This is a genomic window from Microbacterium sp. M (assembly GCF_045181065.1).
In the GTDB taxonomy this organism is placed as follows: Bacteria; Actinomycetota; Actinomycetes; order Actinomycetales; family Microbacteriaceae; genus Microbacterium.
Window position 1 is genome coordinate 1803592 of the sequence record NZ_CP173721.1, and the last position, 14703, is coordinate 1818294.

Genomic DNA, 14703 nt, shown 5'->3' on the forward strand with positions numbered 1-14703 from the left:
GGCGCGGCGCTGGCCTCCAGCAACGTGCTCGGCGTTGGGGTGCGCGCGGGGGTCGCCGGAAGATTTGCACGCAGAGCGCGGTAGCCCCCCTTGTGGGTCGGGATGCCGCAACCGCGCCAAGGGCAGGATCTGCCGCGCGCTCTCGCCGCTCACGATGTCACCTGCGCGATCGTCGGCAATCGTCGCCACCCGGACGGACCTGGCGTCGGCGTCCGCGACAACCCCATCGATCGCGCGGTCCGACCCGCGGCGAGTCGTCAAGCGTCCCGGGCTCGTCGAAACCGCGCCGCTGTGTGGGTAAGTGTGCGATGCTCGCCGCGCCTGAGGGTGGCAAGGGCGGCGCTGAAGAGACGGTGGGCTGTGCGTGTAGGTCATGCTCGGCCGCGTTCGCCTCTGGCGGCCTGCGCCCCGAGAACGCCGAAGGAGTACGCCGTTCATGGCTTCCGTGCGGGCCGTTGCCTGCAGGATCAGCGTTCCGTCACCCTTCGTTGGCCCCGTAGTCGATCCTGCTGGGCGCATCGCGGGCCGGGCGCGGCCGCGTCGAACACGCGGTCGTTCTCGTTCACGCTCTCGGTTGCGGAGCGCCCGCCCGCCCTGCTCGGCTGCGTCGGAGGGCCCCTCGGCACCTCCCGAAGAGCCTAGGGCGGCTGCTCTCGAGCCCGATACGCCGGATCTGGCCGGATTGTGCCCGGTTTGCCCGGTGTTGCCCACCCAGGGTGGGCAACGAAAACCCTTGAAATCACGGGGCTAGATCGGGATTGGCCGGTTTGCCCAGTAGTAGTGGTACTACATGAGAGAAAAAAGTAAGTAAGTAGTAATAGGGGACCCCCAGAGAACACACACTCTTCCCCCTTATGGATACACCCCCAGCACCGGGCAAGGTGGGCAACTGCCCCAAAAACACCTTCTGAACGGGTGTTTTCTTGAATTTTGGGGTGGGCAGCGGGTGGGCAGCGTCACCAGCCGCCACTCAGCGTATGGCGCGCGATCCCAGTCGAGAGTAAGGAATACGGGCGAAACCCGGCCTGGCCGCGCCTGCCAGGCGCGGTGGGCATACCTCTCAGAGCACGCCATCTCGGCCGTCGAGCAACCCGACGCTCCGGCCGGGATCTCACTCTGGCCTGTCGGCCACGACCGGTGGACACCGGAGAGGGTCATTACGCAGAGCAGGGGCCGATTGATCGGTCTGGGAGGCGGCGCGCATAGTGGGCTGCGGATGTGCCGCAGGGTAGATCGCGAGAGGGATGCCCGGCATCCATGGAATACCCGGCCGTGAGTGGCCAACGCGATGTGCCGCAGGGTAGGTCGCGAGAGGGATGCCTAGCATCCATGCAACACCCACAGATGCACCGCAGAGACCGTACGAGCGCCGTATCGTGCACGATTCGCCAAAGGTACGCGCCACACGGAATCGCCCCGCATCGAACAACTGAACAGAACACCACCACAGCATGAGCGAACCGCTCATGCTCACACATCGCCGCAGGTCACAGTCACGCACCCAGACCGCCGCGGCGACACACGCACGACCATGACAATTCCACAGAGTTACGCTCGGCCCCGGGCAGACGTGACTACCGGCTCCGGGTCACGACGCACAGACTGTACGTGCGTTTCCCGTGGTGCGCCGTGCGCGGGGGATCCGTTGTCGGCGGTGAGTCCTGCACAGGCTGGTGGCAGTGCCCCCGTCGCCGCGCATCGCTGGGAGCGAGACGGGGTTCTCTTGGGCGGCGATTCGCTCATTGTCGGCGGCGCATGGTTCTATCGTCGACCAGAATGCGACCGAAGGAGACGACCGTGACCCTGCCAATCATGTTGGAGGCTGCCCCCGTGGCTATCGCGGGGGATTGGCATGGCTCGGCCGCGTGGGCGACGGCGATGCTGCGGGCCATCCGTGACGCGCACCCGGAGGTCGCGACGGTGCTGCATCTGGGCGATTTCTGGTCGAGCACGGCCATGCTTGTCGCGGTGGACCGGGCCTGTGCTGAGAACGGGATTGAGCGGGTGTTGGTCACGCTCGGCAACCACGAGCTTTGGGCCACGCTCACTCCGATGCTCGACGCCCAACCCGGGGAGCCGATCCGGCTATCGCAGCGCGTCTTCGCCCTCCCACGCCCGTACCGATTCTGGATCGGGGAAACCTCCGTGCTGAGCCTAGGAGGTGCGGCATCTGTTGACCGAGGATGGCGGGTTCCGGGCAAGGAATGGTGGGCCGACGAGCGCATCACGGACGCCATGGTCGAGGAAGCCATCGCCGGCGGACCGGTCGATGCGATGCTCACCCACGAAAGCCCCGCCGGAAGCCCCGTCCCCGCAGTTCGCCGCGTCCTCCGCACCAACCCGCTCGGCTTCACCCGCCAGGCCCGGGATGAGTCACGAGACAGCCGCATTCAGGTCTCGAGGGTTTGGGCTGCGGTGCAGCCGGCCACCCTGTTTCACGGGCACATGCACATCCTTGGCGGTGGCCGGATGGATGATGGGCGGCGAGTGATCTCGCTCGGGTGTGACGGTCAGGCCGGGAACGTCGTGATCTGGGATCCGGTGGCAGACACACTCGACTACGTCGGCATGTAGGGCTCGGATCGGGCGTATGCCTCGTTGAAGTCGTGGATGATCTCCGCGGACAGCGTTGCTCGTGACACCGCGCATAGAGGCAGTAACGGGCCGCGCATCCGATGCAGCCCCCAACGAAAGCACTCTTCATGTCATTTCTAAGCACGCTCACCGCCAGCATCCCGGGCCTCCTGGTCTCGAGCATCCCGCAGGTCTCCTCCGACGGCCGGCACGCATGGGTCCGCTTCCACGGAGAGCTCGGCAACCGCGTCACCGACGACGGTGACCTCATCCTCGACCTCGTCGACCTCCAACGCACAGACGACCTGCTCGCCGAAGGCATCCTCGACCATTGGGCACAGGTGAACCAGTTCTCCCTCTCGGGCATCAACCGCACCGGCGCATTCCTTCTGCTATATCAGAAGACGCTCCACAAGCTCCTTGGCCAGATGGGGGCGGACGACCCTGAACTCGACTCGGTGCGCGCCATCCTTGACGGCGAGGAAAGCGCTGCGGACAACTTCCGGGTCCGAATCGACGCGGCTTTCGCCATTTCCGTTCTAACCGACGCCTGGGACGGACCCTTCGACGACGAATACGACTTCCTTCACGCCATCGACCGCCGCCTCGCCCCCGATGCGATGACTCGCTCATGCGACTGACACACGGCCCAGCGGCTCAACGCCTCGTGGGCGCCAGTCAGCCCAGATGAGGCGGCTCCGTGAGCACGAGCAGCACCGACGCTTGGTGCGCGGGAACGATGACTCGCTCGTTCCGGAGCGCACTACGAGGCGCGCGAATTCGGGCTCGAGGAAGTCGGCTCGCGGAGGTCAGGCTGTCTCGCGTGTCGTGCGCGAGACAGCCTGAGAGTCTCGAGAGCTAGGGCGTCCTCGCCTGGCCAACCTGTGTGAACTTCGGGAAGAGGCGGTCGCCTGCCTGATGCATGGCCTGCGCGACCTCGAGACCTCGCGCGGCGACGTGCACGGTGATGGCCGGTCCGTCACTTGCGTCACGGGGCGCGGGTGACGAGTCCGTCGAGCTTCGGCCGATCCAGTGCCTTCGTGATCTGCGAGCGGGGCGCTCCCATTTTTTCGGCGAGTGCGGCGGATCGCTCGATGCCCGAGGACTGGAGCGCCTGCAGTCCCCGGGGTGCTACGACGTCCAGGTCAGGCCCGCCTCTGTGAGGGCGCGCGGGAACCGAAGGTGGCTGGCGACGGGGAGTAGCCCATGGATCGCTTCGATTCGGAGCCGAATGCCAGGCGCGGGCTGCTGGCGATACCTCACCGCCATGGGCACGGCCATGACGGTGTGGCTCAGCCGCGACTACCTCCGGCCCAACGTGCATAGCAGCCCCCGCCACCTTTCGAGGCTAGCGGGCGCTGCTGCTTGCTGACGGAGCCTGTCGAGAGGTGCATTGCGCAACGACGGACTTGTACCGTGCCTGACTCAGGTCGCTGAGATCAGCGCTTCGAGAGCTGTGGTGGCGAGTGCGACTTGCCACCACAGCGTTGGGGTGGAGTCCGTCGTCGAGCAGGAATGCGGCAGTGTCGCCTGGGGCGGCGAAGGCATCCGCTGTTGCGGTCGTGCGGTTCGGGAACGTTCGGCGAATGATGCTGACTTTCCGAGCGAGATCTTCGGATTGAATGATTTATCGCCGCAGGGATGACTCCCCGGCGGCGCTGGGTTGGCGACGCCCGCTGTTGCGCGGGGACATAGGCTCCGTTACAGTTATACCGACCGAGTGCTCGGTCTGTAGAAAGTCTCAAAGAGGAGCATCATGATCGACGAAACCGCTGTCGGTGACTCAAACCATCCCCCTACGTTCGCCGCACCCACCGTGCGTGCGAGGCCCGCAGTGGTCACCACTATGGTGCTCGCTCGTTTGGGTCTCATGCTCCCTCTGTCGACGGTCATCTCCGCTGCGCTCGTGTTGAAGCTGCAGTCCCTGATGCCGCAGGAGGAGGTCGTCGGCACCCTTGGTCTGATCACCTCCATTGGCGCGCTCTCCGCCTTGTTCTTCGACCCGGTGTTCGGTCGCATTAGTGATCGGACGATGAGTCGGTTCGGCAGACGCCGCCCCTGGATGATTATGGGAATGGTAGGTCTCCTGGTCGCGATGCTGATCATGGCTGTGGCCCCCACCGCCGTGATCGTCGGTGCCGGGTGGGTCATCGCGCAGATCACGGCCAACGCCGCGATCGCCGCCCACACCGCATCCATCGCCGATCAACTCCCTTCTTCCCAGCGCGGGAAGGTCGCGGGGGCGATCGGCATCGCCCAGCAGGCGGCTACGTTGGGTGCGGCTTACGCCGCACAATTCTTCGCCACGGAGCTGCTGCTTCTCTTCCTCGTGCCAGGCGTGATCGGATTCATCCTGGTACTCATATACGCGGTCGTGCTGCCTGACAGGCCTCGCCCGTTCCCCGCGCGCTCCGGTGGCGGCATCGGGACCGTGCTGAAGACGTTCTGGGTCAACCCGATCAAGAATCCCGACTTCGGACTTGCCTGGTGGTCACGCTTCCTCGTCGTGCTGGCCAACTTCATGTTCATCACTTTCCGTCTGCTGTGGATCCAGCACGAGATGGGGCTCGAGCCTGCTGAAGCGGTGAAGATCATGGCGACGGGCGTTCTGGTCTTCACCATCGCCCTGGTCGTCAGCGGCCAGATCGCCGGATGGTTGTCGGACAAGCTCGGGCGTCGAAAGGTCTTCATCATCGTCTCCGCGCTCATCTTCGCCGCCGGAACGATTCTGCTCACTCAAACGACTGACCCCACTATGTTTTTCGTCGCGGAAGTGATCATCGGTGTCGGGTTCGGAGCCTACGTGGCCGTCGACCTCGCCCTGGTGCTGGATGTGCTGCCCGATCCCGAAGAGACGGCGAAGGATCTCGGCGTCTTCAACATCGCCATGGCAGGTCCTCAGGTGGTGGCTCCGGCGCTGGCCGCATGGATCGTGGGATGGAGCAGCGGCACCAACTACGACATCATGCTGATGATCGCCGGTGCTATCGCCGTCGTCGGTGCCCTGCTGATTATTCCTGTTCGAAGTGTGAGGTGATCCGATGAGATTCCATGGTGACGAAAACACGGGAGCCGTTGGGCGTGAGGTGTTCATCGACGACTTTCTCCGAAGGCTGAGCCTAGAAGCGAAGGTGCGTCTGCTCTCCGGTGCGGACAATTTCTCGCTGCACGCCGACGACTCGATCGGCCTCGACAGTCTCGTGCTCTCCGACGGCCCGACGGGCGTCAGAGGCGAGATCGTCGTCGGCGGGCGCGAGAGCTGCCTTCTGCCCAATGCGAGCCTCCTAGCGCAGACCTGGAACCGCGATGCGCTCACCGAAGCGGGTCAGATCCTCGCTGAAGAGGCGGAGGCACAACGCACGCACGTCGTACTGGGCCCGACCATCAACTTGCACAGATCGCCACTCGGCGGCAGGCTCTTCGAAGCGTTCAGCGAGGATCCACTGCTGACCGGTCACCTTGCCAGCTCGTACATCACTGCACTTCAGGCGCGGGGCATCGGTGCGAGCGCAAAACACTTCCTGGGAAACGAGTCCGAGACCGAGCGCACGACGGTCGACATCCAGATGACGGCGAAGACCCTGAGAGAGGTGTACCTCGCACCTTTCGAGATTGCGGTCACGGATTCGAATCCCTGGACGGTGATGGCCGCATACAACAGCGTCAACGGCGTGCCGTCCACCGAGCATCACGAACTCATCACGCGGGTACTGAAAGACGAGTGGGGCTACGACGGCGTCGTTATGTCGGACTGGTACGCGACCAAGACGGTCGTGGAGAGCGCCGCCGCAGGGCTCGACCTCGTCATGCCCGGCCCTGCTACGCCCTGGACCGCGACGCTCCTCGAGGAGGTGCGCGCGGGAACCGTGTCGGAAGAGGACATCGACGATCATGTTCGGCGTCTTCTGCTGCTCGCGCAGCGCGTCGGCGGGCTCGCCATCAGCCGCAGCTGGCCCGAAGGCATCGCGGCGCCCGCGAGCGAGACGCGACGTGAGCAACTCCGGCGCCTCGCCGCCAGCGGCATGGTGGTGCTCAAAAACGTCGACGAAACCCTCCCGCTCCACGAGGACGCGTCGTACGCACTCATCGGACGCCATGCGACCGACACGATCGGTCAGGGTGGCGGGTCGGCGCAGGTGCGCGCGCCGCATGTGGTGTCGATCGTCGACGGTCTGACATCGCGACTCGGTGCGGAGCACGTAGCTTTCACCGACGGCGTTGAGACCCGGAAGACTCTGCCCACTGTGCGTCCCGCCCTCGTGCGCGATCCGGAAACGGGAGAGCACGGCATCCGAGTGCGGATCTTCGACGACGCGGGGGAGCTGCTGCACAGTCGCCATCTCGAGGTTGCGGAGCTCGAAGACAGCCAGATCGGCTGGTTGGAAGGCGCCGCCCGTATCGAGCTGAGCGCGACCATCGATGTTCGGGAGGGGCGAATGGTGCAGCTCGGCACCCGCGGACCTGGAAATTGGCGTCTGGTCACCGACGGCCACGACGGCAGCTACCGTGTCGACTATCACCCTGGCCCTGGCGGAGGGTTCTTCCGCCCCAAGAGCCACGCAACCGCCGTGCGCGTGGAGCCAGGGCAACTCGTCACTGCCTCTGTGGAGAGGGAGGAGATGCCGCGCATCCTCGGTCTGGTCGTCAGCGAGGCCGTGCGATCGTCGGCCTCGGCGATCTCTGGTGCCTCCGCGGCCGCTCGAACCGTCGACGTGGCGATCGTCGTCGTGGGCTTCACCCCCGATCAGGAGACGGAGGGTGAAGACAAGACCACGCTGTCGCTTCCGGGCGATCAGGATGCCCTCGTTGCTGCGGTCGCGAACGTCGCCAGGCGCACGGTCGTCGTGGTGAACGCCGCGACACCCGTGCTCATGCCCTGGCTCGACGATGTCGAAGCGGTCCTGTTCACCGGACTCCCCGGGCAGGAGGCAGGAGACGCCGTCGCGGCCGCGCTCCTGGGCGATGTCCTGCCGGAGGGACGCTTGGTCACCACCTTCCCCGGCGGGAACCACCGCGGTCCAGCATGGAGCACGACGCCACGGCGGGGCGCCCTGGAATATGCCGAGGGGACGTCGCTCGGTCACCGAGGCTGGTTCGAGAGCGGCGAGAAGCCCGCATTCTGGTTCGGTCACGGGCTGGGCCTCACCACCTGGGAATACTCCGACGCGCAGATCGCGCGCTCGCCTGATGGCCGCATCGACGCCGTCGAGGTCTCGGTGCGCAACAGCGGAGAGCATGCCGGGCGTGAGACCGTGCAGATCTACTTCGATCCTGAGGGTGACGAGCCGATCCGTCTCATCGGCTGGGGTCAATCCGATGCGATGCCGGGGGAGCGGGTCCGGGTGCATGTCGCCTGCGACCATCGGATGCAGCGCAGCTGGGATCAGGATGCTGACGCGTGGATACCGCTGCAGACGGGAACGATCCTGATCGGTCGAGGTCTCGGAGACGTGCGCGTTACGATTCCTTGAGGCCGAGCTGACAGCGCACACTCCATCAGCTGGTCGTCGATCCAGATCGAGAGAGGCATCCTTGTCCTTCCCCCCGAGATACTCCCCTGAAACACGTAAGCGCCGTATGAGGCGATCCGCTGCCGAGACGCAGCAGCAGATCGTCGGCACAGCCGTGGAGCAGATCGCCGACGTCGGCTTCCACAAGATGTCGATCGCGGATGTCGCTGCGGCCAGTGGAATATCTCAGTCCGGACTGCTTCATCACTTCCCGTCGAAAGTAGCGCTGCTGGGAGCGATTCTGGAGCAGCGCGAGCAAGACGACAATGCTTTCCTGTTCGGCGACGGCACTGTTCCGCTCGGTTGGGAGGCGTTCGAGGCTCTCATCCCGCTCGCTGCCCGCAATTCGACCCGCCCGGAATGGGTGGGCGTCTTCGTCCGAGTCTCTGCTGAGGCCACCGAGCCCGACCACCCGGCGCATGAGTGGCTCCGAGGACACTATGCGAGCACACGCGCCTGGCTGGGCGACGCCGTGGAGCAGGGGAAGGAATCAGGGGCGATCCGCGAGGATGCCCCCACTGAGTTGCTGGTGGGCAACACGATCGCGGTGCTCGACGGCATTCAGCAGCAGTGGTTGGTAGACCGGAGCATCGACATGGTGAGCCAGGTCGCTGCGCACGTCGCGGCGCTCCGCACGTGTTGGGAAGCGTCGGCTCCGCCGTCTTAGCGGGACTCCGGCAGCCCTGCTACGCCCAGAGCACCTGCGCCACGGTGACGGCGGCGACGATCAGGATCATGACGGCGAACGCCCTCTGTAGGAATGCGTTGCTCACGCGTTTCGCGAGAAGCGCGGTGAGGAAGGACGCCACCATCGCAGGGATCGCGAAAGCGATGATCAACCCCCAGTCGGGGGTCGACATCCCTGCATGGGCGACGACGCCTGCGAGCGAGTTGATCGTGGCGATGACGAGGGACGTGCCGATGGCCAGTCGCATCGACATTCCGAGGAAGAAGATCAGAGCGGGAACTGTGATGAATCCGCCTCCGATGCCGAGCAGACCGGTTAGGAAACCCACGAGAAGCCCGACTGCGATTCCCTTCAATGCCCACAGCTTCGGTCGACGATCGACGCCTTCTATACGTGGCCGTCCGCGCAGCATCTGTACCCCGGACGCCACCATGAGGACGGCGAAGGTAAGAAGCAGCGCATCGTCCGAGATGAGTGCGCCGACGAGTGTGCCGCCGAACGCCGCCACTACGCCGGCTCCGGCGACGGGCAGCACCATTCGCCAGTCGACACCGCCGCGCAGACGCGGGACCAGAGCCGCGAGTGGGCCTACCGCTCCCAAGACGAGTGACGTGGAGACAGCCGAGGAAACGGGGATACCCACCAGGTACACCAAGGCGGGAACTGTCAGAATTCCGCCTCCGGCACCCAGAAGACCGGTGAGCCCACCGATCGTCAATCCGAGAACGACGATGACAATCAGCAAACCGACACCTCCTCCTCGGCCGTTCGTCACGACGGCCGGTGCGGCATCGTCGCGGCGCCCGTCGGAACGAATCTACTATACCGACCGAGTGCACGGTCTGTAAAATTGCACGTCGATGGGCGAACGCTAACTAGTGCCTCCCTTCATCGTCCTCTGCGGGCGATGAAGGCGCTCGGTGCCATGCCGAAATGCTGTCGGAAAGCGCGCGAGAAGGTGTCGGTATCGGTGAAGCCAGCATCGAAGGCGGCCGCGCGGGGCGGTGTACCCCGGCCAAGCAGCCGGGCCGCATAGCGCAACCGCTCTGCTCGGATCATGCGCGCCGGCGACATGCCCTCACGGGCGAGGATGCTCTGCAGCGTCCGTAGGGACACATGGTTCATCTCGGCGACGAGCGATGGCGTCAGTGCAGGGTCCCGGAACCCGCGCGAGATCTGGCCGCGGATATCGTCGACCGATGGGAGAGCTCGTACCGGTGATCCGGCGGTGGCGAACCCCAGTCCCGATGAGTCGAAGGAGAGGAGCTTGTACCGGGAGCGAGGGAGGCCGGACACTGTCCAGGTCACGGGGATCGGGCGTCCGCATCGATCCATGAAGGTCTCTCGCCCGCGGGGGCGGCGGCGATCTGGCACTGTGCGGACGATCGGGCACTCATGCGCGGGGTACCGCGTTCCATCCTCGCGAAGGGCATGCAGCGCCTCGTGGCTGGCTCGACCCAAGAGCTCTCGTCGGTCGGCGTACCCGAGAATGGCTGTCGCGGCACTGTTGATCTCGTCGATACCCCCCTGCGCATCGATGACCAGGAGCGGGTGGGGCACCGCATCGAGCACGGCGCTGGTCCAAGGGTCGTGTGCTGCGGTCATCGTTCACCCATGCAGTGAACGGTAGGGGCAGGGCTTTGCCCGATTGCGTCACGCGTGTGACCGTCGTGTTACAGAACCGACGAAATGCGAAGAAATGAACGCCGTGCGCATTCTTCCTTTGCCGAGATCAACCTCGATGATGTGATCGATCCACACACCAGACATGGCGCAAGCCGAGGGAAGGACCAGACCATGGGATACAACACATCGATGCAGAAGGCGACTTTCGCAGACATCCCGGCTGACAAACACGGACTCATCTCCAAGCGCACCGCGACGCTGGACGGTGTCGAGGTGACGCAGGTGACCTTCGACATCGGGGCGAAGTGGTCGAACGACCTCAAGGGATACGCGGGCACGGACGACTGCGTCCTGCCGCACGTCGCGCTGGTGACCGCGGGCACGCTCGCTGTCGAAATGTCTGACGGCGAGAGTGAGGAGTTCTCCGCCGGAGACGTCATGCTCCTTCCCCCGGGTCACGACGCCTGGAGCGTGGGCGACGTCGCGTGCACCTTCGTCGAGTTCTCGCGCGGCAACGACTACTACGCGGGCGGATCCGCAGAGTGATCAGCAAGGAAGATGCCGGCTGCATCGTCGATGAGCGCCGGCGCAAGCAACGGCTCTCCTGGAAGGACCTCGCCGGACACCTCGACCGTTCACCGGTATGGATCGCCGCCGCTGCGCTGGGGATGCATCCGATCCCGGAACGCGAGGCAGAACAGCTGAGAGACGCGCTGGGGCTGGAAGACGAGATCGTCGACGCACTCGTGCGGCAGCCCACGAGGTCCCCGAGTCGCGATATCTCCAACGATCCGACCATCTACCGGTTCCACGAGCTGGTTCAGGTGTACGGACGGGCTCTCAAATCGCTCATCCACGACGAGTTCGGCGATGGGATCATGAGCGCGATCAACTGTAGCGTCAACCTCGAACGGGCTCCGCATCCCGACGGAGACCGTGTCGTCGTCACGATCGACGGGAAGTTCCTGCCCTACGCATGGACATCATCGGCATAGCACGACCCGCAGAGGCCGTAGCGCGGTGACCTGCGGTCTCGCGAATCACCTTTCGGGCGCGTTCGGCAGCATTCGTCGCAGAACGCGTTTCACCAGTATCTCGATCGTGTCTGCATATGTCGGAGCCGCCGTCTCTCGCGGGCGATCTCGCAGCATCAGTCGGGACTGACCATGCTGGGGTTTGTTCGCGGCGTGTCGATGGACGTCTGTCCGCGCTCCACGACTTTGAGACTGCAGGCAGTGCCTATGGACCCTCGGCATCGGAGAGGCCGACGGGCGCGTTCGGTTCGGCTCCGATTGCTGGTTCTAGACCTGTTGCTCCCTACGCAGTCAGGAGCGGGCGGAGCGGGGTGAACAAGCAATGCCCATTCGCTGCGCACCATTAGTGCACTTGATGTAACTGATGCAGTGTATGCATTAATTGGTAGATGACGATCATTGTGCATGGCGCTACTGGCGCTCAAGGTTCCCCTGTTCTTGCTGCTCTGCGTGCTGCAGGGCACAGTCCGACGGCTGCGGTTCGAGACACGGCAAATGTGGCGGGGGCGGCGGTCTCCATCGATAACGCTTCTGTCGATTCGCTCGTGCGGGCCTATACGGGTGCTGACGCGGTGTTCGTGCACCTGCCGCTCGCCAGTCCCGACCGGCAGGGCTCTTACGCGCGGGTGATCGGGGAAGCCGTCGCGATGGCTCGCCCCGGCCGAGTCGTGTTCTCGACAAGCGGTTATCCCACTGTGCTCCCCGACGGGGCGTTGACGGCGCATGGCGTGTTGGCGGAGTCTCTGGCAGCGTCCGGTATCTCGTATGCGGTCATCGCGCCCCGCATCTTCCTGGAGAATCTCCTGCTTCCCGTCACGCTCGGCCCGGCGCGTGAAAACGGAACGCTGCGCTACCCGATCCGCGATGACTACCCGGTGTCGTGGGTCTCGCATCTCGATATGGCTGATATCGCGGTCGCGCTGCTGACGGACGACTCCGTGACGGGTGTCGTTACTGCGGGGGCGCTTCCTCCGCTGTTCGGTGACATTCTCGCGGAGGGTTTTGCCCTGTACTTCGGTAAGCCTGTTGTGTTCGAGGCGCAGGAGCCCGAGGCGTACGGCGAACTGATTATCCCCATGTTTGGTGCGGATGCGGCACGGCCCGTGGTGGACTCGTACCACTTCCGGTGGACCCAGCCCGGAGAAGTGATCGACGAGGAGCGCTCGGCGCAGAAGCTCCTCGGAATCACTCCGCGCACCGTTGAAGCCTGGTTGCGCGACCTCGCCGTCTGATCGCGCTCTAGGACAGGTGACCGTATTGCCACTACGTGTTGTCGAGTTATTTCGAATCGCAATTGAATAGACAGCGGCGGGCCATGGTCGTCACCAGGGCCCGCCGTTGTCATCGTTGTGCGATCCATCGCGCTCACCGCGCTGCAACTCGTGATCATGCCGGTGTTCAAACTGATGTTCAGCGGAACCACGCTCGTCGACGTCGACTTCCAGGCCGTCCCCGTGGGCGATGTCTTCGTCTTCGACTACACGGCCGGCGCCCTGCCCGAGGGCTGAGGTGGGCTCGCGTCCTTCCTCGCCGTGCAGATCACGCTGCTCATCGCGACCGTGATCAATTTCTTCCTGCAGCGCAACGTCACCTCCAAGTCCAACACCAACGTGTGGCGCGCGGCCGCCTGGTACACCGTGGCCTACGTCGTGCTCACCTTCGGCGCCGCGGCCCTCCAGGCCCTCTACAAGACGCCGATCTACGAGCTGCTGATGATTACGTGGCGGATGGGCGCCACCGGTGAGGCGGTCGCCGACGTCGTCACGATGCTCATCAACGCGCTCATTTCGTGCGCCGTGTTCTTCCCGATCTTCAAGATCATCTTCCGGCGCGAGGTCGTCGTCGTGGACTCTCATCGTGCGATAGCTTCGGAGCTATCTGGACTCCAGAAAAGGTGGCCAAGATCGGGCTGGCAGTATTGCATCGACAAGGATGAGAGAACGTAGAAGTGCAGGACACCTTTCAATCCCAACGGCTCTTGCTTACCCGCGCATGATGCCTGATAGAGATGATCATGAAACCACGCCAGGAGATACCGCGAGGGTAGTCGCCGATGCAGAGTTTCTTCTCAAGCGCGGGCGGCGTCTACTCGCAGCAGAAACGATGTTGATAGCGGGCGATCCCAATGTAGGTGTCGTCTTGGCGGGCGAGCATCTTGCGCGGTGGTTTGCGGCCAGAAGAAGCGTACTCGCCTGGATGTTCACACGAAGCAAGGTGCGTTGAGCGCCGCGGGAGTACCTGGAGATATCGTCCCAAGATTTGCAGACTCGCGTGGCGTTCGGCTGCCTTGCGTCAATGACGATCTTCCCAAGTGAGGCGACGAGGGAAGAGCGAGTAATTGTGCAGTTGGGCTCTCGGGGGCACAGGTCGCTGCGGTGCTGGCGGGTGTCTGTCGGTTGCGAGCGAAGATAGGACGGCTGAGGGCGATGCGTCGATAATTCATGTGATGAATGAGATCGGAGTCGCGGAGGCTGCGCTACCGGGCAGCATCGTCGTCGCAACATTGGTGTCGCCGTCTGGGGCACTCTTCGGCGCGATCGGCGGCAGTTTCCTCCGACACGACTGAAAGCCGAAACGTCCCCGTTCCCGGCGTTCGCGCCCATAGGCGGCCCTCCGCCTGCTCCTGGTCGCAATATCCTCCGATCTGACCCTGTTCCTGATCGCCGTCGCGATCACCGGGGCCGGGATCGATACGTGCGCTTCGCCGTCGACCTCGCCCTAGTCGCGGGCATCCTCTCCGGTTGCTATCTCGGCGACGACGCCGTATCTCTCACCACTGGCGGCCGCGACTACTGCCGGGGGAGTCAAGAGTGAGCGGAGAGCCAGGCCAGATGGTCGGCAGAGGCCTCCCGATTCATGATCGGCCTCGATCGCGTCAACGAGTCCTCGTCGTAGGCGGCGCGGGCCGACTCGACCTCGACGATGTGGTTCTCTGCCCATCGGCCGAGCGCTGTGAGCGGCTCTCGCAGCGTCTGCCCGAGGGGTGTGAGCTCGTACTCGACCCGTGGGGGCATCTGGTCGTAGGCGGTGCGGGAGACGATCCCGTCGCGCTCGAGGTCGCGCAGCGTCTCGGCGAGGACCTTCCCGCTGATCCCGTCCACGGCCTTCCGGATCTCCCCGAACCGCAGGCGGCCCTCGCTTAGCGCGATCAGCGTCATCGCGGTCCACTTGTTCGCGATCCGCGCCAGCGAGGTGCGCGAGGGACACGTCGCGACCATCACGTTCCACGGCGGCTGCTCGTCCATGTCTCCCCTTCGCACCAGTTACGTTG

Annotated in this window: 13 protein-coding genes; 10 read left to right on the plus strand and 3 right to left on the minus strand. The window is 64.6% G+C overall.

Features of this window, described 5'->3' with window-relative positions; all coding sequences use genetic code 11:
• Positions 1-1797: 1797 nt before the first annotated feature.
• From ACI7YT_RS08645 to ACI7YT_RS08665, 5 genes are all read left to right on the plus strand, one after another.
• Positions 1798-2574, plus strand: a complete 777-nt coding sequence (locus ACI7YT_RS08645) for a metallophosphoesterase (RefSeq protein ID WP_406250228.1) — start codon at positions 1798-1800, stop codon at positions 2572-2574.
• A gap of 128 nt (positions 2575-2702) precedes the next feature.
• Complete coding sequence (locus ACI7YT_RS08650) at positions 2703-3215, plus strand: hypothetical protein (protein WP_406250229.1); 513 nt, start codon at positions 2703-2705, stop codon at positions 3213-3215.
• 1115 nt (positions 3216-4330) lie between these two features.
• Positions 4331-5611 carry an MFS transporter gene (locus tag ACI7YT_RS08655; RefSeq protein ID WP_406250231.1) on the plus strand — a complete coding sequence of 427 codons (1281 nt, stop codon included), beginning with the start codon at positions 4331-4333 and terminating at the stop codon, positions 5609-5611.
• A gap of 94 nt (positions 5612-5705) precedes the next feature.
• Entirely contained in the window at positions 5706-8045 is a 2340-nt protein-coding gene (locus ACI7YT_RS08660) for a glycoside hydrolase family 3 C-terminal domain-containing protein (protein ID WP_406250233.1), read from the plus strand.
• 106 nt (positions 8046-8151) lie between these two features.
• Positions 8152-8751 (plus strand): TetR/AcrR family transcriptional regulator, encoded by a 600-nt coding sequence (locus ACI7YT_RS08665; protein WP_406250234.1) that lies wholly within the window; start codon positions 8152-8154, stop codon positions 8749-8751.
• A 19-nt stretch (positions 8752-8770) separates the two neighbouring features.
• Here ACI7YT_RS08665 and ACI7YT_RS08670 read toward each other — a convergent pair whose 3' ends face one another.
• Both ACI7YT_RS08670 and ACI7YT_RS08675 read right to left on the minus strand, forming a co-directional pair.
• On the minus strand, positions 8771-9547 hold the full coding sequence (locus ACI7YT_RS08670; RefSeq protein ID WP_406250235.1) for a sulfite exporter TauE/SafE family protein: 777 nt from the start codon (positions 9545-9547) through the stop codon (positions 8771-8773).
• 113 nt (positions 9548-9660) lie between these two features.
• Positions 9661-10377, minus strand: a complete 717-nt coding sequence (locus ACI7YT_RS08675) for a helix-turn-helix domain-containing protein (protein WP_406250236.1) — start codon at positions 10375-10377, stop codon at positions 9661-9663.
• Positions 10378-10569: 192 nt separating this feature from the next.
• On the opposite strand from ACI7YT_RS08675, the gene ACI7YT_RS08680 reads away from it, so the two are divergent.
• The 5 genes from ACI7YT_RS08680 to ACI7YT_RS08700 all read left to right on the plus strand — a co-directional run bounded on the left by ACI7YT_RS08680 (position 10570) and on the right by ACI7YT_RS08700 (position 13378).
• Positions 10570-10944 (plus strand): cupin, encoded by a 375-nt coding sequence (locus ACI7YT_RS08680; protein WP_406250238.1) that lies wholly within the window; start codon positions 10570-10572, stop codon positions 10942-10944.
• Positions 10941-11393, plus strand: a complete 453-nt coding sequence (gene cynS, locus ACI7YT_RS08685; protein WP_406250240.1) for a cyanase — start codon at positions 10941-10943, stop codon at positions 11391-11393. The genes ACI7YT_RS08680 and cynS overlap by 4 nt, the downstream gene beginning before the upstream one ends.
• A 428-nt stretch (positions 11394-11821) precedes the next feature.
• A complete protein-coding gene (locus tag ACI7YT_RS08690; protein WP_406250242.1) occupies positions 11822-12664 on the plus strand; it encodes an SDR family oxidoreductase in 843 nt (280 codons plus the stop codon).
• Positions 12665-12781: 117 nt separating this feature from the next.
• Entirely contained in the window at positions 12782-12940 is a 159-nt protein-coding gene (locus ACI7YT_RS08695) for a hypothetical protein (RefSeq protein WP_406250243.1), read from the plus strand.
• 24 nt (positions 12941-12964) lie between these two features.
• A complete protein-coding gene (locus ACI7YT_RS08700) occupies positions 12965-13378 on the plus strand; it encodes a hypothetical protein (protein ID WP_406250244.1) in 414 nt (137 codons plus the stop codon).
• Positions 13379-14236: 858 nt separating this feature from the next.
• Here the strand turns inward: ACI7YT_RS08700 and ACI7YT_RS08705 are convergent.
• A complete protein-coding gene (locus ACI7YT_RS08705; RefSeq protein WP_406250246.1) occupies positions 14237-14677 on the minus strand; it encodes a winged helix-turn-helix transcriptional regulator in 441 nt (146 codons plus the stop codon).
• Between the last annotated feature and the right edge of the window lie 26 nt (positions 14678-14703).

Excerpts from the sequence above, each read along its gene's own strand:
- ACI7YT_RS08650 (WP_406250229.1), top strand. The coding sequence starts at position 2,703 with ATGTCATTTCTAAGCACGCTCACCGCCAGCATCCCGGGCCTCCTGGTC.
- ACI7YT_RS08655 (WP_406250231.1), top strand. The coding sequence starts at position 4,331 with ATGATCGACGAAACCGCTGTCGGTGACTCAAACCATCCCCCTACGTTC.
- ACI7YT_RS08705 (WP_406250246.1), bottom strand. The coding sequence starts at position 14,677 with ATGGACGAGCAGCCGCCGTGGAACGTGATGGTCGCGACGTGTCCCTCG.
- ACI7YT_RS08680 (WP_406250238.1), top strand. The coding sequence starts at position 10,570 with ATGGGATACAACACATCGATGCAGAAGGCGACTTTCGCAGACATCCCG.
- ACI7YT_RS08675 (WP_406250236.1), bottom strand. The coding sequence starts at position 10,377 with ATGACCGCAGCACACGACCCTTGGACCAGCGCCGTGCTCGATGCGGTG.
- ACI7YT_RS08690 (WP_406250242.1), top strand. The coding sequence starts at position 11,822 with ATGACGATCATTGTGCATGGCGCTACTGGCGCTCAAGGTTCCCCTGTT.
- ACI7YT_RS08665 (WP_406250234.1), top strand. The coding sequence starts at position 8,152 with ATGAGGCGATCCGCTGCCGAGACGCAGCAGCAGATCGTCGGCACAGCC.